Source organism: Ensifer sp. EB106-03-01-XG145 (assembly GCF_058792075.1).
Genome location: NZ_JBYTEC010000001.1, coordinates 826470 through 843728, shown reverse-complemented (window position 1 = coordinate 843728; position 17259 = coordinate 826470). Strand labels below are relative to the sequence as shown.

General features: G+C 62.3%; 21 protein-coding genes. 7 read left to right on the top strand and 14 right to left on the bottom strand.

What is annotated here, in order from left to right; genetic code table 11:
• Window positions 1-28: 28 nt before the first annotated feature.
• Entirely contained in the window at window positions 29-1300 is a 1272-nt protein-coding gene (locus AC3WWH_RS04090) for a 3-phosphoshikimate 1-carboxyvinyltransferase (protein ID WP_058320412.1), read from the bottom strand.
• Window positions 1301-1385: 85 nt separating this feature from the next.
• Complete coding sequence (locus AC3WWH_RS04085; RefSeq protein ID WP_058320413.1) at window positions 1386-1934, bottom strand: LemA family protein; 549 nt, start codon at window positions 1932-1934, stop codon at window positions 1386-1388.
• Window positions 1935-2186: 252 nt separating this feature from the next.
• On the opposite strand from AC3WWH_RS04085, the gene AC3WWH_RS04080 reads away from it, so the two are divergent.
• A complete protein-coding gene (locus tag AC3WWH_RS04080) occupies window positions 2187-2384 on the top strand; it encodes a hypothetical protein (protein ID WP_058320414.1) in 198 nt (65 codons plus the stop codon).
• Here AC3WWH_RS04080 and AC3WWH_RS04075 read toward each other — a convergent pair whose 3' ends face one another.
• The 6 genes from AC3WWH_RS04075 to AC3WWH_RS04050 all read right to left on the bottom strand — a co-directional run bounded on the left by AC3WWH_RS04075 (window position 2385) and on the right by AC3WWH_RS04050 (window position 6347).
• Entirely contained in the window at window positions 2385-2936 is a 552-nt protein-coding gene (locus tag AC3WWH_RS04075) for an AAA family ATPase (RefSeq protein ID WP_058320415.1), read from the bottom strand.
• Window positions 2933-3889 carry a glycine--tRNA ligase subunit alpha gene (locus AC3WWH_RS04070; RefSeq protein WP_058320416.1) on the bottom strand — a complete coding sequence of 319 codons (957 nt, stop codon included), beginning with the start codon at window positions 3887-3889 and terminating at the stop codon, window positions 2933-2935. Before AC3WWH_RS04070 ends, AC3WWH_RS04075 begins: the two co-directional genes overlap by 4 nt.
• Before the next feature lie 126 nt (window positions 3890-4015).
• The gene (locus tag AC3WWH_RS04065; protein ID WP_058320417.1) at window positions 4016-4207 is read right to left on the bottom strand and encodes a hypothetical protein; all 192 of its coding nucleotides are present in this window, start codon (window positions 4205-4207) and stop codon (window positions 4016-4018) included.
• Between the two features lie 119 nt (window positions 4208-4326).
• Window positions 4327-5193 (bottom strand): S49 family peptidase, encoded by an 867-nt coding sequence (locus tag AC3WWH_RS04060; RefSeq protein WP_057250793.1) that lies wholly within the window; start codon window positions 5191-5193, stop codon window positions 4327-4329.
• Between the two features lie 147 nt (window positions 5194-5340).
• Window positions 5341-6129, bottom strand: coding sequence for a tRNA1(Val) (adenine(37)-N6)-methyltransferase (locus tag AC3WWH_RS04055; RefSeq protein ID WP_057250794.1), 789 nt, complete (start codon window positions 6127-6129; stop codon window positions 5341-5343).
• Window positions 6126-6347 carry a putative signal transducing protein gene (locus tag AC3WWH_RS04050; RefSeq protein ID WP_057250796.1) on the bottom strand — a complete coding sequence of 74 codons (222 nt, stop codon included), beginning with the start codon at window positions 6345-6347 and terminating at the stop codon, window positions 6126-6128. The genes AC3WWH_RS04055 and AC3WWH_RS04050 overlap by 4 nt, the downstream gene beginning before the upstream one ends.
• A gap of 107 nt (window positions 6348-6454) precedes the next feature.
• On the opposite strand from AC3WWH_RS04050, the gene AC3WWH_RS04045 reads away from it, so the two are divergent.
• From AC3WWH_RS04045 to moaB, 4 genes are all read left to right on the top strand, one after another.
• Window positions 6455-7471 (top strand): polyprenyl synthetase family protein, encoded by a 1017-nt coding sequence (locus tag AC3WWH_RS04045; protein WP_058320418.1) that lies wholly within the window; start codon window positions 6455-6457, stop codon window positions 7469-7471.
• A 162-nt stretch (window positions 7472-7633) separates the two neighbouring features.
• Complete coding sequence (locus AC3WWH_RS04040) at window positions 7634-9475, top strand: tetratricopeptide repeat protein (RefSeq protein ID WP_057250800.1); 1842 nt, start codon at window positions 7634-7636, stop codon at window positions 9473-9475.
• Window positions 9476-9482: 7 nt separating this feature from the next.
• Window positions 9483-10397 (top strand): 4-(cytidine 5'-diphospho)-2-C-methyl-D-erythritol kinase, encoded by a 915-nt coding sequence (locus tag AC3WWH_RS04035; RefSeq protein ID WP_057250802.1) that lies wholly within the window; start codon window positions 9483-9485, stop codon window positions 10395-10397.
• A 1-nt stretch (window position 10398) separates the two neighbouring features.
• Window positions 10399-10941 (top strand): molybdenum cofactor biosynthesis protein B, encoded by a 543-nt coding sequence (gene moaB / locus AC3WWH_RS04030; protein ID WP_057250805.1) that lies wholly within the window; start codon window positions 10399-10401, stop codon window positions 10939-10941.
• A 291-nt stretch (window positions 10942-11232) separates the two neighbouring features.
• Here moaB and AC3WWH_RS04025 read toward each other — a convergent pair whose 3' ends face one another.
• Window positions 11233-11769: a glycosyltransferase family protein gene (locus AC3WWH_RS04025; protein ID WP_058320419.1), complete on the bottom strand. Its 537-nt coding sequence runs from the start codon at window positions 11767-11769 to the stop codon at window positions 11233-11235.
• A gap of 187 nt (window positions 11770-11956) precedes the next feature.
• Here AC3WWH_RS04025 and AC3WWH_RS04020 point away from each other — a divergent pair, with 187 nt between their 5' ends.
• Together AC3WWH_RS04020 and rnhB are read left to right on the top strand one after the other, a co-directional pair.
• Window positions 11957-13114: a PA0069 family radical SAM protein gene (locus AC3WWH_RS04020; RefSeq protein WP_058320420.1), complete on the top strand. Its 1158-nt coding sequence runs from the start codon at window positions 11957-11959 to the stop codon at window positions 13112-13114.
• A gap of 243 nt (window positions 13115-13357) precedes the next feature.
• Window positions 13358-14005 carry a ribonuclease HII gene (gene rnhB, locus AC3WWH_RS04015; protein ID WP_058320421.1) on the top strand — a complete coding sequence of 216 codons (648 nt, stop codon included), beginning with the start codon at window positions 13358-13360 and terminating at the stop codon, window positions 14003-14005.
• A 305-nt stretch (window positions 14006-14310) separates the two neighbouring features.
• Here rnhB and AC3WWH_RS04010 read toward each other — a convergent pair whose 3' ends face one another.
• The 5 genes from AC3WWH_RS04010 to AC3WWH_RS03990 all read right to left on the bottom strand — a co-directional run bounded on the left by AC3WWH_RS04010 (window position 14311) and on the right by AC3WWH_RS03990 (window position 16986).
• A complete protein-coding gene (locus tag AC3WWH_RS04010) occupies window positions 14311-14796 on the bottom strand; it encodes a F0F1 ATP synthase subunit B (protein ID WP_058320422.1) in 486 nt (161 codons plus the stop codon).
• 13 nt (window positions 14797-14809) lie between these two features.
• Window positions 14810-15427, bottom strand: a complete 618-nt coding sequence (locus tag AC3WWH_RS04005; protein ID WP_058320423.1) for a F0F1 ATP synthase subunit B — start codon at window positions 15425-15427, stop codon at window positions 14810-14812.
• A gap of 76 nt (window positions 15428-15503) precedes the next feature.
• Window positions 15504-15731 carry a F0F1 ATP synthase subunit C gene (locus AC3WWH_RS04000; protein WP_025426100.1) on the bottom strand — a complete coding sequence of 76 codons (228 nt, stop codon included), beginning with the start codon at window positions 15729-15731 and terminating at the stop codon, window positions 15504-15506.
• Window positions 15732-15813: 82 nt separating this feature from the next.
• Window positions 15814-16566 (bottom strand): F0F1 ATP synthase subunit A, encoded by a 753-nt coding sequence (locus AC3WWH_RS03995; protein WP_057250816.1) that lies wholly within the window; start codon window positions 16564-16566, stop codon window positions 15814-15816.
• A 60-nt stretch (window positions 16567-16626) separates the two neighbouring features.
• The gene (locus AC3WWH_RS03990) at window positions 16627-16986 is read right to left on the bottom strand and encodes an AtpZ/AtpI family protein (protein WP_057250817.1); all 360 of its coding nucleotides are present in this window, start codon (window positions 16984-16986) and stop codon (window positions 16627-16629) included.
• Window positions 16987-17259: the final 273 nt, after the last annotated feature.

The window sequence follows — 17259 nt, the reverse complement described above, 5'->3', positions numbered from 1 at the left end:
CATACACTTTTCCTCATCCCGCTCTCGCTCACGGCCGATCGCCGGTAAATTCGACGCCGAGGGATGCGAGCGCGTCCCAGTAGGCCGGATAGGTCTTGGCGACGCAGCCAGGGTCCTCGATGGTGATGCCGTGGATCTTCAGGCCGGCAAGCGCGAAGCTCATGGCGATGCGATGATCGGCAAAGGTGTCGATCGATGCCGGCAGGGTCTGGCCGGCAAGACCCGGGTCGGAAGAGACGATGAGGTCGTCGCCTTCCTCATGCGCAAGGTTTGGCCGGATCGCCGTCAGGCCCAGTGACAGCGCGCGCACGCGGTCGCATTCCTTGACGCGCAGATTGGCGAGACCGACGAAGCGCACCGGCGTGTTGTTGAAGGCGGCGAGCACCGCAATCGTCGGGATCGCGTCCTGCATCTGCGAACCGTCGATGACATCAGGCAGGTTCGGGAAGCTTGAGATCACCGCATGGGCGCGTGCATCCGGCTGGGAGAAGGCCGTTGCCGGGACGCCCAGGTCGATGGCGCCGCCGGTCAGCACTTCCGCCGCCCAGAGATAGGTGGCCGCCGACGCGTCAGGCTCGATGACATAGTCGGCCGCACGATAACCGGTCGGGGCGACCTGCCATACGGACGGGCTCACCTGCTCGACCTCGGCCCCGAAGGCGCGCATGGCGGCAACCGTCAGGTCGATGTAACCACGCGCGCCGATCTCGTCGCCGGCAAGCTCGATGCTGACAGGCCCCTTGGCGCCCGGAGCCGCCATCAGCAAGGCAGAGACATACTGGCTGGAAAGGCCGGCATCGATGACGACGCGGCCGGCCGGAAAGCCGCCGGTGCCCTTGACGGTGACCGGCGGGCAGCCGGTCTCGGAGGTGACCTCGACGCCGAGGGCGCCGAGTGCTTCGACCAGCGGCTTGATCGGGCGCTTGCGCATATGCTGGTCGCCGTCGACGACGACTGTGCCATCGACGAGAGCGGCCGCCGCCGTCAGGAAGCGCGTCGCCGTTCCGGCATTGCCGAGGAACAGCGGTGCAGCCGGCGGGAGCAGCTTGCCCGTGCTGGTCACGACAAATGTGGTTTCATCCGGCTCGCTGACCTCGACACCCATCGCCCTGAGCGCATCCGACATGTAGCGGGTGTCGTCGCTCTTCAAGGCACCCGTCAATCGGCTCGTGCCTTTCGCAAGGCCGGCCAGCAAAAGCGCGCGGTTGGTGATCGACTTCGAGCCCGGCGGGCGCACATGGCCGCGAAGCGGATGGTCGGTCGGCAGGATGGTCAGCTTCTTCATGGTATCGGTGGTCATCGAATAGGTCTCTTGATGCGAATGAGCCGCGGCGGGAGCCCGCGGCCGGGATGTTCGTGGCGATCGGAACCGCGGATGGATAAGGTCAGAACTTGACCTGCGGCACCGCGCGATCGGCTTCGTTGGTGATCTCGAAATAGCCGGCTTTGACGAAACGGAAGGCGTTGGCGATCAGGTTCGACGGAAAGCTCTCGACCTTGACATTGAGATCGCGGGCAGCGCCGTTGTAATAGCGGCGCGACATCTGGATCTCGCCCTCGATCGTCTCCAGTGAGCGCTGCAGTTCGGCGAAATTCTCGTTGGCCTTCAGATCCGGATAGGCTTCGGCAAGCGCGAACAGCTTGCCGAGCGCCTGGGACAGCGCGCCTTCGGCCTGAGCCCGCCCCTCGACATCGCCTGATGGCACAGCTTGCGCCCGGTTGCGCATGGCGATCACCTCTTCCAGCGTCGACTTCTCGTGCGCCGCGTAGCCCTTCACGGTTTCGATCAGGTTGGGGATGAGATCGGCGCGACGCTTCAGCTGCACATCGATCCCGGACCAGGCCTCCTCGGCGATCTGCCGTGCCTTGACGAGACCGTTATAGACGAAAACCAGATACAGGATCACGACGACGGCGATTGCCAGACCGATCATAGGGTGCCCTCCAAAATTGCCCGGCCGAGATTAGCACCGGCTTTCAAGCTGCAAAGGCCTTTCTACCGCAATTGCGCGGAGAAACGCACTCCTCCCCAACTGTCGCTGCGAACGGAGGCAATGCGCATACCCCTCGTGAACACAGTGTTCGCGTGCGGCGTCCAATCCCTGTTCCTGCGGGAACGGCAGCATTGCTGACCTTCAGCCATATTCCAGTCCAGAGAGCAACTCCTGGAAAACGAAGCTAAGGTCATGAAAACGTTCGCAACCCTCATCAACGCAATCGCCTTCACGGCGCTTTTCGTTGCCTATGCGAACGTGTCCATCGCAGAGGAAAAGCCCGTCGGCGTTCGTCGCGCCTTGCAGACCTACGCTGGTCAGATCTACACCGGCGCCTACCCCACGCTGGATCAGGCCAGCAAGGCCGCCGCCATCGTCAAAGTTGTTTGATCACGCAAGGATACGGCCGGCGATATACTCGGCGGCCTCATTGGCGCCAAGCGTCGTCACATCGATCTCGACAACCGCATGACCATTGCCCCGCAGCAATCTGTGTTTGGCCCTAAGGTCCAAAAGGATCGCAGGATCGGTCAGCTTGTGTTGCTTTGACCGTCCGGCCCTTGTCAGCCGCTTGAGATTTTCCTCGACATCGCAATCGATGACGACCGCAACGAAGCGGGCGCCGCGCAGGCGCGCAAGCTCGGCGTAGTCTTCGAAGGCGCGGGTGTCGGAGGCGTCATCCGAGAGCGCATCGGTAAAAACGAAGGATTGTTCTGCCGGCGCCCTCGCCAAATGGTCCAACACACTCTCACGGATCGCCGCGCGCAGAGATCGATAGAGCGGTGTGCCGCGCGCAAACAGCGCCTCGGCCGGATTGATCAGCGTGTGGTTGTCGGCAAGCCGCGCGCCCAGCCTTTCGGCCAGATGGCGCGCGATCGTCAGTTTGCCAGTTCCGGGCCAGCCGTTGATGTGAACGACGAGGCCGGACCGTTGCGTGGTCAAGCCGCGTCCCGGTTGAAGTTCGCGCCACCAGCGTCGGTCAGCAGGAAGGCTTCGCCGCAGGCCTTGGCCAGCGTACGGACGCGCAGGATGTAGCTCTGGCGTTCGGTGACCGAGATGACGCCACGGGCATCGAGCAGGTTGAAGACATGGCTCGCCTTGATGCACTGGTCATAGGCGGGGAAGACGCATTTGTGCAGCTGATTGTTGCTGTGATCGCCGGGTGCGCCGGCCGCCAGCAACGCCTGGCACTCCGCTTCGGCATCGATGAAGTGCTGATGCAGCATGGCGGTGTTGGCGTATTCGAAATTGTAGCGCGAATATTCCTGTTCGGCCTGCAGGAAAACGTCGCCATAGCTGATCTTCTCGGCGCCTTCGCGGCCGTTGAAATTCAGGTCGTAGACGTTGTCGACACCCTGGACATACATGGCCAGGCGCTCGAGACCGTAGGTCAGTTCACCGGAGACCGGCGAGCATTCGATGCCGCAGACCTGCTGAAAGTAAGTGAACTGCGACACTTCCATGCCGTCGCACCAGCATTCCCAGCCGAGGCCCCAGGCGCCGAGCGTCGGGCTTTCCCAGTCGTCCTCGACAAAGCGGATATCGTGCAGCAGCGGATCGAGGCCGATCGCCTCCAACGAGCCGAGATAGAGCTCCTGCAGGTTGGACGGGTTCGGCTTCAAGAGCACCTGGTACTGATAGTAGTGCTGCAGGCGGTTCGGGTTTTCGCCGTAGCGGCCATCGGTCGGACGACGCGACGGCTGCACATAGGCTGCGCGCCAGGGGCGCGGACCAAGCGCGCGCAGGGTCGTTGCCGGATGGAAGGTACCGGCGCCCACTTCCATGTCGTAGGGTTGCAGGACGGCGCAACCCTTGTCGGCCCAGTAGTTGTGCAAAGTCAGGATCAGAGCCTGAAACGAGCGCTTCGGGTTCATATGATCGGGCAGAGTGGTCATGGATCGCGTCCGGATTTCTTCATAAAAATTGAGCCGGACAGGTGCCACGCCTGATGGCAGGGGTCAAGCACTACGGCGCCGGCCCGGCATTTAGACGCGCCGGAGCGTCCGCGTCCCTCGATCTCGCTATTCGTCTTCGCGTTTCAGCCTGTACTCACCGGTTTCCGGATCCTGGACCAGCGTGCCCTGCGCCCCGGTCCGCTCCTCGCGGCGGGCCTGTTCACGCTGGCGCGTCAATTTCTGCGCATCGGCCACGAACTTGCGATAACCGAGCCAGAAGATGAAACCTGCGATCAGGAGCAGGATGAGTTGCGGCATTTTTCCTCCAAAGACATCACGCGTGAGTCAGGGCGCTTCCGATCAAATGCAGTCGTGGAAACGCCCTATCTCATTCCGGATGCGAAACCGTCTTACAATTTCGCTGGAATTGCTTGGGCTCAAAGCCCGAACCGCGCCCACAATGCCCTTTCCTCGATTGCTTCGGCAAGACCCGCTGCCGCCGACGCCGCCAAGGGCTCGACAAGGGCGCCGGCAACGGCCGTGCCGGTCTGCCGTCGGCCGAAAAGGCTGCGCACCGGCTGGATGAGTTCTAGCCGCGCCTTGTCGCCGTAACGCTTCTTCACCTCGCCGCGCAGATCGCCAAGACCGTCGATTAGCCCCAGCTCCAGCCCGCGCCGGCCGGTCCAGAAAAGGCCGGAAAAGATATCCGGATCATCGGCGAGCATCTGCCCGCGACGTGCCTTGACCATCTGGATGAAGGTATCATGGATGTCGAGTTGCAGGTTCTTCAGAAATGCGATGTCCTGCTCCTTTTCCGGCTGGAACGGGTCGAGCATCACCTTGTTTTCGCCGGCGGTGTAAACACGCCGCTCGACACCGATCTTCTTCAGCAGTTCCGGAAAGCCGAAACCGCCGGACACGACACCGATCGAGCCGACGATCGAGGTCGGATCGGCGATGATCTCGTCACCGGCGAGCGCGATCATGTAACCGCCAGACGCAGCGACGTCCTCGACGAAGATCAGGACGCGCTTCTTCTTCTCCTGGGCGAGGTCCCGGATACGCTGATAGATCAGGCGCGACTGCACCGGGGAGCCGCCGGGCGAATTGACGGAGATCGTAACCGCAGGCGCTTCCTTGATTGCAAAGGCCTTTTCCAGAAGCGGTGCCGCCGTTGCCAGGTTGAGCGCCGGCCGGAATTGCCCGCCGCCAGCCATGATCGCACCGTGAAGCCGGACAACGGGGATCGTCACGCCTTCCCTGCGAAATCGCCTCGGCAACAACCGTCTCAGGAACGCCTTCATTTCAACTCCTGCCTACTGGATCGCTTTGGAGCAGCGTGAGGAAAACGGCATGGCACCTTTCCTCATGCCGCTCCGATGGCCAAATGTATTGGCCCATCCATGGCATGTATGCACTGCCACGACAAACGCAATGCCGCATACGGTAAATCAGCGGCGGCGATAGGCGGCACGACCGTTGTTGAGATCGTCGACATGATCAGCGAAGCGATGCCCCTCCTCATGCATGACGAGTGGCGCGCGCAACACCAGCCGCTTGCGGCTCTGCTTGATCGCCGTCACCAGGATGCGCACGGCGTTTTCGCCGACGCGCGGATGCAGCGCCGTGATCTCGATGCCGCCGAAGCGGCGGCCGCAGGCGGCGATGATCTCGGCGATCGATTCCGGCCGGGCAATCAACGACAGTTGCCCGCCCGGCTTCATGATCGCGCCAGCCGTCTTCACCCAGACCTCGAAGAGCCCGTCGCTCATCGCATGGGCCTCAGCCTTGAGGCTGTCCGGCGTCTTGCGATCGGAAGCGTCGTTGAAGGGCGGATTCATGATCACGTGGTCGAAGCTGTCATCCGCCAGACCCGCCGCGACACGCGCCTTGCCGGCAAGCGAGACATCGGCCTCCAGCACCGAGACCCGCGAAGCAAAGCGGGCATTCTCAGCCAGCAGCAGGCTGCGACGGGCATACTCCGCCATGATCGGTGAGCGCTCCACCAGCACCACCTCCGCAGCTGCGATCCGCGAAGCGACGGCCATGCCGGCGGCGCCCGCACCGGCGCCAAGATCGGCGATGCGGCAGGGATGATCCGAGGAAACGAGCGATGCCAGCAGCATCGCGTCCATGCCCGAGCGATGTCCCTGCCCCAGCGGCTGAACGACATGGAACTTGCCGCGATGGAAGGCATCGACGGTTTCGGTTGCGGCCGCCAGCACTGGGTCCGAGTTCACGACCGCAACTCCGCCTCGAGCCCGGCGTCGATCAATATCCGCCGCGCGGCTTCCGCGTCCTCGTCCGCGACCAGAAAACGGCGGGGCAGCAGGCCGAGCGAGCCTTCCAGAATGCTCATCCCCTGATCGGCGATGAGACTTGCGATGCCGGCATCCTTCATCAGGCTCTCGGCAAAGGAGAGCACGACGGCATCGTTGGTACGGATCAATTCCTTCATCCGGCGGTTTTTCCTGTCCTATTTCAGCAAGCGGGACAATTCGCCTCTTGCCGCACGGGACACCCCTTCCTATTGTCGAAAGCGACAATGAAAACAGGAGTCCCGGTGTGGGCGTAGTGATACCGCTGGAAGACAGCAAAAACAAACAGGCGTCCGTTAAGCCGCTCGTCGACCTGACAGCGCCGGACATGGAGCGCGTCAACCAGCTCATCCTGTCGAAGGCCGGTTCCGACGTTCAGATGATTCCCGAAGTCGCCAACCACCTGATTTCTTCCGGCGGCAAGCGCCTGCGCCCGATGCTGACGCTCGCCTCCGCCTCGATGTTCGGCTATGAGGGCGACGCCCACGTCAAGCTCGCCACCAGCGTCGAATTCATGCATACGGCGACGCTGCTGCACGACGATGTCGTCGACGAAAGCGACCTTCGCCGCGGCAAGTCCACCGCGCGCACGATCTGGGGCAACCAGGCGAGTGTTCTTGTCGGCGACTTCCTGCTCGGCCAGGCCTTCCGCATGATGGTCGATGTCGGCTCGCTCGACGCGCTCGACGTGCTCTCGACGGCTGCTTCCGTCATCGCCGAAGGCGAAGTTCTCCAGCTTTCCGTCGCCAAGAACATGGAAACGACCGAGGACGATTATCTCCAGGTCATTCGCGCGAAGACCGCGGCACTCTTTGCCGCTGCCGCCGAAGTCGGACCGATCGTCGCCCAGACGAGCAAATCCGACCGCAATGCGCTGAAATCCTACGGCATGAACCTTGGCCTCGCCTTCCAGCTCGTCGACGACGTGCTCGACTATGGCGGCTCGTCGAGCGACCTCGGCAAGAATGTCGGCGACGACTTCCGCGAAGGAAAGATCACGCTTCCGGTGATCCTGTCCTACCGCCGCGGAACGGCGGAAGACCGGGCCTTCTGGCGCGAGGCGATCGAAGGCGGCGACAGCAGCGATCAGAACCTCGAAAAGGCGCTCGGCCTGATCAAGCGCTATGGCGGCTTGAGCGACACCATCGCGCGCGCCCAGCACTACGGCACGATTGCCCGCGATGCGCTGGCGCCGCTGCCGGCGTCCCCCTGGAAGTCGGCGCTCACAGAAGTGATCGACTTCTGCATCGACCGGGTAAGCTGACGGGACTTCAACCGTACCGGGACGACCGACAGGATTTTCTTGCCGCATTGCGCCAAAAAAGCCATTCTGTTCCTCAAGAGTTGTGCTGGGCTATATGTGGCTGACTCCGGAAACAACCCTCAGTGGTGCGCAAGACCGAGCAATCGGCACGAAAGGTTTGACATGCGGCAAATGACGATCCTCCGCCTCCTTAGCGGCGCAGCACTGCTGGCTCTCGCCGCAGTCAGCGGCAGCCACCAGGCCTTCGCGGAAGACAAGGTCGCCGCTGTCGAGGAAAGCGAACCCTTTGACATCAAGACGGTGAATACTTTCGCCGGCGCCTTCCTCGCTGCCCGTACCGCCGATACGGACCGCGACTTCGCGTCCGCCACCGAGCTCTACAAGATCGCGCTGCAGTTCGAACCAAACAACAACGACGTCAAGCAGCGGCTGATGATCACCCTGCTGATGGCCGGCCAGTTCGATGAAGGCGCCAAGATTGCCGAGCAGCTGAAGTCAGACCCGGCCGTCGAGCGCATCACCACCGTGATCCGCGCGATCGAAGCGATCCGCAAGCGCGAGTATCGCAATGCGCAGAAGCTCCTCAACTACCAAGGCCCCAACGATCTCGACCGGCTGATGAACGGCCTGCTTTCCGCCTGGGCGAAGTTCGGCCAGGGCAAGCCGAAGGAAGCGCTGGCACAGATCAACGGCCTGGAGGGCCCCGACTGGTTCCGCGTGTTCAAGAACTATCATGCAGGCGCGATCGCGGTTGCCGCGGGCGACAAGCAGACCGCACGGACCAGGCTCAACGATGCCATTCTGGATCGGGAAGGCGGAAGTGCTGCGCCTGACACCTTCATGCGGGCAGTCGAAGCGCTCGCTCGTTTCGAGGCGCGCGAAGGCAACAAGCAGAAGGCGCTCGATACCGTCGCCGTCGGCGAGAACATGGTCAACAACTACACGCCGCTGCAGGCGCTGAGGACCGACATCGAGAACGGTGTTCCGCAAGAACAGCAGGTCAAGAATGCCAGCCAGGGCGCTGCGGCCGTGCTCTTCTCGATTGGTGCTGCGCTCAATCGCGACGGCGCCGAGGATATCGTTTCGCTCTATCTGCAGACCGCCCGCCGGCTCGACCCCGACAGCGCCGACATCCTCGTGATGCTCGGCGGCATCGCCGAAAACCTGAAGAAGCCGAACGAGGCGATCGAACTCTACAAGGCTATCCCGGAGACCTCGCCGATGCGGCGCGTCTCTGAACTGCAACTCGGCCTGAGCTTGGCCAGCATCGGCAAAGTCGACGAAGCGAAGAAGCACCTGAAAGCGCTGATCGACGTCGATCCGAAGAACATCCGCAACTATCTCGCCTATGGCAGCGTGCTCTCCGACGCCAAGGACTACAAGGAGATGGGCACGCTCTACGACCAGGCCGTCGAACAGATCGGACCGGTGCCGAAGCGCAGCGACTGGACCGTGTTCTTCCAGCGCGGCATTGCCTACGAGCGCCAGAAGCTTTGGGACAAGGCCGAACCGAGCTTCAAGAAAGCGCTGGAACTCAACCCGGACCAGCCGCAGGTTTTGAACTATCTCGGCTATTCCTGGGTCGACATGAACATCAATCTCGACGAAGGCCTCGAGATGATCCGCAAGGCGGTCGAACTGAAGCCCGACGACGGCTACATCGTCGATTCGCTCGGCTGGGCCTATTTCCGCATGAACCGCTTCGACGATGCGGTGGTGGAACTGGAAAAAGCGGCTGAACTGATGGCCGGCGACCCGACGATCAACGATCACCTCGGTGACGCATACTGGCGCGTCGGCCGCAAGCTCGAAGCGGTGTTCCAATGGACACAGACGCTTGAGCTGAAGCCCGAGGAAGCCGAGATCCCGAAGATCAAGGCGAAGATCGAAAACGGCCTGCCGCCGCTGAAGGAAGAGGTTCCGGCCTCCGCCGATGCCAAGGAAACCGCGCCGAAGAAGGTGACCCCGGAAGCGGAAGCGCCGGCGCCGGACAAGAAGTCCTGATCGATCCATGATTGATGACGGCATCGCGGGCTTCACGCTGACGCGCGCGGCGCCCGCAAAGATCAATCTGGCGCTCCACGTCGTCGGCCAGCGGGCCGACGGCCACCACCTTCTCGAAAGCCTCGTCACCTTTGCCGATCGCGGCGACCGGATCGGCTTTGCATCGGCAGACGCCGACCTCTTTACCGTATCGGGGCCCTTTGCCGCAGAACTGCCAATGGATGCCAGCGCCCAGGGCGGCAATCTGGTCCTAAAGGCGCGAGATGTCCTGCGTGAGGAACTGCGGTCCCGCAACCTCGCCGCTGCCGGCCCTGTTCATCTGCATCTCGAAAAGAATTTGCCCCTCGCTTCCGGCATCGGCGGCGGTTCCGCCGACGCGGCGGCGACGCTTCTTGGGCTTCTCCAACTTTGGCACGCCGCGATCGAACCCTCCCGCCTCGATGCAATGGCATTGGCGCTCGGCGCCGACGTACCGATGTGCCTCGCCGGCATTCCTCTCGTGGCGAAAGGCATCGGTGAGGACATCACGCCGCTTGCCGACCTTCCATCCCTGCCCCTCGTACTGGTCAATCCGCTCGTTGCCGTTTCGACGCCGGTGGTGTTCCGGACGCTCGCGAACAAGACCAATGCGCCGCTCGTTTTGCCTCAGGCTTCGGGAACGCTCGACGCGTGGCTGGCGGCAATGGCAACGATGCGCAACGATCTGCAGCCGCCGGCGCAGCAGCTGCAGCCTGTCATCGGCGACGTCTGCCAGTCGCTGATGGAGGCCGGGGCCCTGCTGGTTCGGATGTCGGGCTCAGGCGCCACTTGCTTCGGCATTTTCGACAACGGTGAGCGTGCGGCTGCGACAGCGCGTACTCTTTCGGAGGCGCAGCCCGGCTGGTACGTTCTCGCCTGCAACACGATAGGAAGAGGCAAGTAGAATGGCTGGCATCGACGAAAAACGCCCCTTCGTTCCCGTCGGAATTGCTGTCCTCACGGTGTCCGACACCCGCACGCTCGCCGACGACAAATCGGGCGACACGCTGGAGGCGCGGGTGCGCGACGCAGGTCATCGCCTGGAAGCGCGCGCGATCGTGCCGGACGATCGGGCGCAGATTTACGACCAGGTGAAGGCCTGGACGCTCGAACCGACGATCGACGTGGTGATCACGACCGGTGGCACGGGCTTCACCGGCCGGGACGTGACGCCGGAGGCGCTGGAGCCGCTGTTCGAAAAGCGCATGGACGGCTTCTCCGAGGTTTTCCATCGGATCTCCTACGAGAAGATCGGCACCTCGACGATCCAGTCACGCGCAACCGGCGGCGTTGCCAACGCCACCTTCATTTTCGTTCTGCCCGGCTCACCCGGCGCCTGCCGCGATGCGTGGGACGGCATATTGAAGCAGCAGCTCGATTACCGGCACATGCCCTGCAATTTCGTCGAGATCATGCCCCGGCTCGACGAGCACCTCAAACGCGGTTAAGCCCGGATCCTCCACGTCCCATCGCACTTTCGGCCCGTCTGTTACCTTTGGAACTGACAGCCATTTTTCGTGCCTTTAGCGTCCGATCATCAGCCCACCGAAGATCGGACGCCGCACGTTTCTTTTCAGGCTGCAAAGACGCCTCCCCGCCGATATCCCCGGGCGGGGAGAACAAGGGGATACGACGTGCAGCCAGAATGCTGCCCGGCAAGAAATTTACCAGACAAGGTCATTTGAGAGCCACCTTGAGGTGCCGTCCCCTGGGACTGGCACCTTTTTAGTGCACAGCGATCAGGAGCGTCCCGGCGTCGGCTTGCTTTCGGTGACGACCCAGGCCGGAACGAGCTCCGTCGAGAGTTTGCGGACCGCCCGGACATTCGTCATGTCGCCGAGGCATCGATTGCCATCGGCCGCTGCGAGCGCATCATGCTTGTTCACCAGGAAACCCGTTTCCAGCGGCTTTCTTCGCCGGATCAGGCGGCGGAAGAACGGTTTGCGGTGCATTCTGGAATCGGAGAAGCGCGCGGGCGCCCTGTTGAGCGAGACGTATTCGGCAAGCTCGTCGATCCACCGGCCGATCGGACGGGCACCGGGTTCGAGCAGCATCAGCCATTCGCCGCGCGCCGAACGCACGACGTCGCCGAGATTCCAATCGACGTGAAAGCGGCAGCCGGCCGCTTCCGCCACACGCGACGAGCCGTCCTTGGAGCCGTGATCGAGGACAATCACATCACTGACGAGGCCCTCCACGGCGCCGGCGACGAGCACCGACAGCGTCTGCACCAGCTCGGCTTCGTTGTCCCGCGTTTCCATGATGATCGTCAGCATAGCCCGTCCTACCGCATCACACTCACAATTGCTACATGCACTGCTGGCTTGGCTGAAAACCAAACCGGGGAGCACGAAACTCCAAACGTACTGCTCCCGCTTTTTGTTCTTGAATTGTTCTCGCATTCGCGATAGGAAAATAATCAGAACAAAACGGGATCAAAGATCTGATTCCGGGGAGATTCCAATGAACGAGCTGTCTCAGATCAGGCAGGGTGCGCTTGCGCCCGCCAATACGGCAGATGTCGCCGAAGCGATGATGAGCGCAACAGGCTTGCGGATCGATATCGACCGCCGCCGCGGACGCGGCGCCGGGCTCAACACGTCCGGCCGCTTCGAGCCGCAGGCGCGGGAAAGCTTCGACGACGGCTGGGAAAGCCTGGAAGATCTGCCCCCCTTCAAGACCGAAGTCCAGGTCGAGAAGCCGCGGACGGTGATCACCCGAAATGAATCTCCCGATATCTCCTTTGACCGTTCGATCAACCCCTATCGCGGATGCGAGCACGGCTGCATCTATTGTTTCGCCCGCCCCACACACGCCTTCATGGGCCTGTCGGCGGGTCTGGATTTCGAGGCGAAGCTCTTCGCCAAGCCGGATGCCGCGCGGCTCCTGGAGCGCGAACTGGCGCGACCGGATTACAAGGTCAGGCCCATCGCCATCGGCACCAACACCGATCCCTATCAGCCGATTGAAAAGGAATGGCGCATCATGCGCCAGATCCTCGAAGTGCTGAGGGACGCCAACCACCCGGTCATGATCGTCACCAAATCGGCGATGGTCACCCGCGACATCGACATCCTCGCGCCAATGGCCGAGAAGGGACTGGCGCGGGTCGGCATTTCAGTCACCACGCTCGACCGCAAGCTGGCGAGGACAATGGAGCCCCGCGCCGCAACGCCGCCCAAGCGGCTGGAGGCGATGCGTGCCATTGCCGAGGCCGGCATCCCCGCCGGGGTTCTCGTCTCTCCGATCATCCCGGCGCTCAACGACCATGAGATCGAGCGGGTTCTCGAAGCGGCAAGGACGGCCGGTGCGACGGAGGCGAGCTATGTGCTGTTGCGCTTGCCGCTCGAAGTCAGCCCGCTGTTTCGTGACTGGCTTCTGCGCAACTATCCGGACCGCTACCGCCACGTCATGTCGCTCGTCCGCTCCATGCGTGGCGGCAAGGACTATGACGCCGAGTTCGGCAAGCGCATGAAAGGCGCCGGCCCCTATGCCTGGCAGATCGGCCGCCGCTTCGATCTCGCCACCAAGCGCCTCGGCTTCAACCCGACACGCCGCCAGCTTCGCGACGATCTGTTCGTGCCGCCGCTCGGAACGGGGGTGCAACTCTCGCTTCTTTGAAGGTTTTCCGGAATGGCCGCACGATGGCTATTTCGGGTTTGTGGCCAGCGATAGGCGCCGAGGATGCCCGGGAAATGGGAGAGCTGTCACCGCTCCCCTCAGGCAAGCCGGTGTGAACGCTAGAAGGTCGCAAAACAGTTCCGGTGCCCCGCCCCCGCCTGGGGCATCGGCCATCCCCCCGTCCGCCGCCGCACTCGGACCTGGGGGCTTGAAGAGAATCGGTCGATCATGCGAATTAGACTTATGTCTCGCAGGTCGTCCGATTCTCCCCTTTTTCCCGATATCATCGAAGCACCCGATTTCAGTTTTGAACTCTCGGCAAGAGGTGATGGATTTTGGCCGGTCGCCGGCGCCGATGAAGCTGGTCGCGGCCCGCTCGCAGGACCGGTCGTAGCGGCTGCGGTCATTCTCAATCCCGACGCCATTCCCGAGGGCCTCGATGACAGCAAGAAGCTCAGCGCGCAGGCGCGCGAGAAGCTGTTCGACGAAATCCTCGCGACATCGGAGGTATCGATCGCCTCGGCCTCGGCCGGCACGATCGATGCCACGGATATCCGCAAGGCAAGCCTGGAGGCGATGCGACGCGCAGTGGCGGGTCTTCCCTCGACCGTACGCTTCGTACTCGTCGACGGCCGCGACGTGCCGCCCGGGCTTTCATGCCATGCCAAGGCAGTCGTAAAGGGCGACGCACGGTCGCTATCGATCGCCGCCGCTTCGATCGTCGCCAAGGTTACGCGCGATCGTATGATGGCTCGCGCCGACCTCGCGCATCCCGGCTACGGCTTTGCGCTCCATGCCGGCTACGCGACCGTAACCCACCGGCGCGCCATAGAAACGCATGGTCCCTGCGCCCTGCACCGCATGAGCTTCCGGCCCCTGCGGCAGGACTAATAGCGGCTGAGCGGTTCTTGGGAGCGCCGGTTCCGGCTCGCCCGTTTGCAGAAGAAATCTTGTCTGAGACACCAGCGCGTGCCCCATAGGGCCACGCGCCGACGAATATGCGCGCGTAAAGGTTTAACGGGGTCACCGGCCCCGCGCGAGGCGGCCCGCCGTGAACCGGGGTAGGCGCGCTATCGTCTCAGCGATCCACCCAGCGTATCGCCGGGAGGCCAGTGCCTGCAGCCAAACCTGGTGCATAGCCCAAACAAAAAGCCCCGCACAGGGCGGGGCTTTTCAAATCCGGAATGTCCTGAGGACTAGTTCAGGCGTGCCTTGACTTCGCCAAGCGCTTTCGTGAACAGATCGCTCTGTGCACCGGCGTCGGCCTTGGCGGCGACGACCTTCTCGGCAGCGGCAATCGCCAGATCGACGGCAGCGGAACGGACGGCGTTGATCGCGTCGCTTTCAGCCTGCTTGATCTTCTGCTCCGAGAGAGCCGTGCGGCGAGCAACGTATTCCTCGGTCTTCTGCTTGGCTTCCGCCGTCAGCATTTCGGCTTCGCGCTGAGCGGCAGCGACGATACCGGCAGCTTCCGCTTCGGCATCCTTACGCTTGCGCTGGTACTCGGCGACAAGGCTCTGTGCTTCTTCGCGCAGACGCTTGGCTTCGGTCAGCTCGTTGCCGATCTTTTCGGCGCGGGCGTCGAGCGCCTTGCCGATCATGCCCGGAACCTTGAGATAGGCGATCAGGGCGAAGAACAGGATCAGGCCGACGAGGGCATAGAAGGTCGCATCAAGATGCATGGTTCAGTGCTCCTCAGTTACCGGCCGATGCCTTGACGGCAGCGGTGATCTCGGCCTTGGTGACGGTTCCACCGATCAGCTGCTTGACGACAGCGGTCGCGGTTTCCTCAGCGATGGCGCCGACGTCGGCCAGTGCCTTTGCCTTGATGTCGGCGATGCGGTCTTCCGCAGCCGAGATCTTCTTGGCGAGATCGGCTTCGACGGCTGTGCGGTCTGCATTGGCCTTGGCCTTTGCGGATTCGCGAGCGTCGTCAGCGATCTTGTGACCCTTGGACTTGGCCGTTGCCAGATCCTGCTCGTAGGAAGCGATGGCCGCGTCGGCTTCGCCCTTGAGGCGGGACGCTTCATCGAGATCCTGAGCGATCCGATCGTGACGGGTTTCGAGAATTCCGCCGATACGCGGAATGATAACCTTCGACATCAGGATATAGAAGAGGCCGAACGTGATCGCGAGCCAAAGCAGCTGCGATGCGAAATGGGTCGAATCGAAGGGCGGGAACACGCCGGGGCCAGCCTCGCCTTCGTGGGCCACACCCGTTTCGGTGTGCACCTCACCGGCCGCAGCGGCATCGTGTGCTTCGGCGCCTTCAGTGGTGGTTGACTGCTGGGCATAGGCCGCGGTCACAAACATGCTCACCTCCAGGTGCACTCAAGAATATGCGCGGCCGCGACCTTTTGACGGGCCGCGGCCGAAACTCCAGCCGATATTAGACGGCGAAGAGGAGGAGCAGGGCTACGAGCAGCGAGAAGATGCCCAGAGCTTCCGTAACGGCGAAGCCGAATACGAGGCGGCCGAACTGACCGTCAGCAGCCGACGGGTTGCGCAGTGCGCCGGACAGGTAGCTGCCGAAGATGTTGCCGAGGCCGAGAGCCGTGCCGGCCATACCGAGGCAAGCGAGACCTGCGCCGATGTACTTTGCTGCTTCCGCTTCCATGTTTGAACTCCTTCGAATGGTGTTGCGGCTTAGGATTGTGCTTCCGGCGGAGGGCCGGCCGAAAGCAAGCGACTGTTATTCCTTAGTGGCTTCCGGGATGGACAGCGTCGTTGAGGTACATGCAGGTCAGTACCGCAAAGACATAGGCCTGGAGGAAGCAGACGAGGAACTCAAGACCGGTGATGGCGACGGTCATGATGAGCGGCAGGATCGCGCCACCGATGCCGAGCGCGCCAAGGGCGCTGAGCGACGTGACGAAGCCTGCAAAGACCTTCAGCGTGATGTGGCCGGCCAGCATGTTGGCGAAAAGACGGACCGAGAGGCTGATGGGGCGGGAAAGGAACGAGATGATTTCGATCGCGACGACAAGCGGCAGAAGCACGCCAGGAACGCCATGCGGCACGAAAAGCTTCAGGAAACCGAAACCGTGCTTGTAGAAACCGTAGAGAATGACGGTACCGATCACGAACAGCGCCAGCGCGAAGGTAACGATGATCTGGCTGGTGATCGTGAAGAAGTACGGGAACATGCCGAGCAGGTTCGCCGTCAGGATGAACATGAACAGCGAGAACACCATCGGGAAGAACTTCATGCCGCCGCTGCCGGCGCCTTCGCGCAGCATCGAGGCGATGAACTCGTAGGACATTTCGGAGACCGACTGCATGCGGTTCGGGATCAGACCGCGCTGCGACGTCGTCAGATACAGGAAGCCTGCGGCAGCACCCACGGTCGCGACCATGAACAGCGACGCATTGGTGAAGGAAAAGTCAATTCCGCCAATCTCGATCGGGACAATCTTGTTGACCAGGAACTGGTGGGTCGGATCGTTTGACACCGCGCTTCTCTTTCGTTCTGCCCGCCCAAGAGCGGAAACCGTTTTCTTCGGGACAACGCCTCAGTGGGCGTCTCCGTCCTTCTTGTCATCCTCAGGGCCGCCTCTTCCAGCTTCCGGTGTTGCCACCATACCGGCCGAGCGCAGCACATTCAGCACGCCAGCGCAGAAGCCAAGAAGCAGGAGGATGATCATGCCCCACGGCCCTGTACCCGCAAAGTGGTCCAAAAGATAGCCCAGAAACGCGCCGACAACGATGCCGGCGATGAATTCGCTCGACAGCTTCATCGCCGCCGCATAGCCCTTACGGCTTTCGGCGGCACGGGCCTCCGCTGCATCAGACGTATGAGGCTTCTTGGCCTCAATCTTATCGCCGAGCTGCTTCAGCCGCGCTTCCAGACTTTCTTCAGGTTTCTCCGCCACGTGGCCACTCCCTTGCCGTCCTAATCGGGTCTCAGACCGCGATTTCGGTCATACAATAGGCCATCGTTCAAGCCACGTTTCGGCCCCATTTGAAGTCGCGCGCAACATAGTTTTAGGCACCCGCATAGTCAAGGCATGGGGGCAGCATGGCCGTGGACAATATTATTACGATAATTCAAATAGTTAGAATTGCAAAGCACAATCCGCGACAAGGTTGTCGCAGGATTCCTGCACTCTGTCGGCTGGAATCTCGGTTCTACGGCTAGACAGGAA

Bases quoted from the DNA above. Each gene is read 5' to 3' on its own strand.
- AC3WWH_RS04065 (WP_058320417.1), bottom strand. From the start codon at position 4,207: ATGCCGCAACTCATCCTGCTCCTGATCGCAGGTTTCATCTTCTGGCTC.
- AC3WWH_RS04035 (WP_057250802.1), top strand. From the start codon at position 9,483: ATGATTGATGACGGCATCGCGGGCTTCACGCTGACGCGCGCGGCGCCC.
- AC3WWH_RS04060 (WP_057250793.1), bottom strand. From the start codon at position 5,193: ATGAAGGCGTTCCTGAGACGGTTGTTGCCGAGGCGATTTCGCAGGGAA.
- rnhB (WP_058320421.1), top strand. From the start codon at position 13,358: ATGTCTCGCAGGTCGTCCGATTCTCCCCTTTTTCCCGATATCATCGAA.
- AC3WWH_RS04020 (WP_058320420.1), top strand. From the start codon at position 11,957: ATGAACGAGCTGTCTCAGATCAGGCAGGGTGCGCTTGCGCCCGCCAAT.
- AC3WWH_RS04070 (WP_058320416.1), bottom strand. From the start codon at position 3,889: ATGACCACTCTGCCCGATCATATGAACCCGAAGCGCTCGTTTCAGGCT.
- AC3WWH_RS04040 (WP_057250800.1), top strand. From the start codon at position 7,634: ATGCGGCAAATGACGATCCTCCGCCTCCTTAGCGGCGCAGCACTGCTG.
- moaB (WP_057250805.1), top strand. From the start codon at position 10,399: ATGGCTGGCATCGACGAAAAACGCCCCTTCGTTCCCGTCGGAATTGCT.
- AC3WWH_RS04010 (WP_058320422.1), bottom strand. From the start codon at position 14,796: ATGCATCTTGATGCGACCTTCTATGCCCTCGTCGGCCTGATCCTGTTC.
- AC3WWH_RS04085 (WP_058320413.1), bottom strand. From the start codon at position 1,934: ATGATCGGTCTGGCAATCGCCGTCGTCGTGATCCTGTATCTGGTTTTC.
- AC3WWH_RS04080 (WP_058320414.1), top strand. From the start codon at position 2,187: ATGAAAACGTTCGCAACCCTCATCAACGCAATCGCCTTCACGGCGCTT.
- AC3WWH_RS04050 (WP_057250796.1), bottom strand. From the start codon at position 6,347: ATGAAGGAATTGATCCGTACCAACGATGCCGTCGTGCTCTCCTTTGCC.
- AC3WWH_RS04000 (WP_025426100.1), bottom strand. From the start codon at position 15,731: ATGGAAGCGGAAGCAGCAAAGTACATCGGCGCAGGTCTCGCTTGCCTC.
- AC3WWH_RS04090 (WP_058320412.1), bottom strand. From the start codon at position 1,300: ATGACCACCGATACCATGAAGAAGCTGACCATCCTGCCGACCGACCAT.
- AC3WWH_RS04025 (WP_058320419.1), bottom strand. From the start codon at position 11,769: ATGCTGACGATCATCATGGAAACGCGGGACAACGAAGCCGAGCTGGTG.
- AC3WWH_RS04005 (WP_058320423.1), bottom strand. From the start codon at position 15,427: ATGTTTGTGACCGCGGCCTATGCCCAGCAGTCAACCACCACTGAAGGC.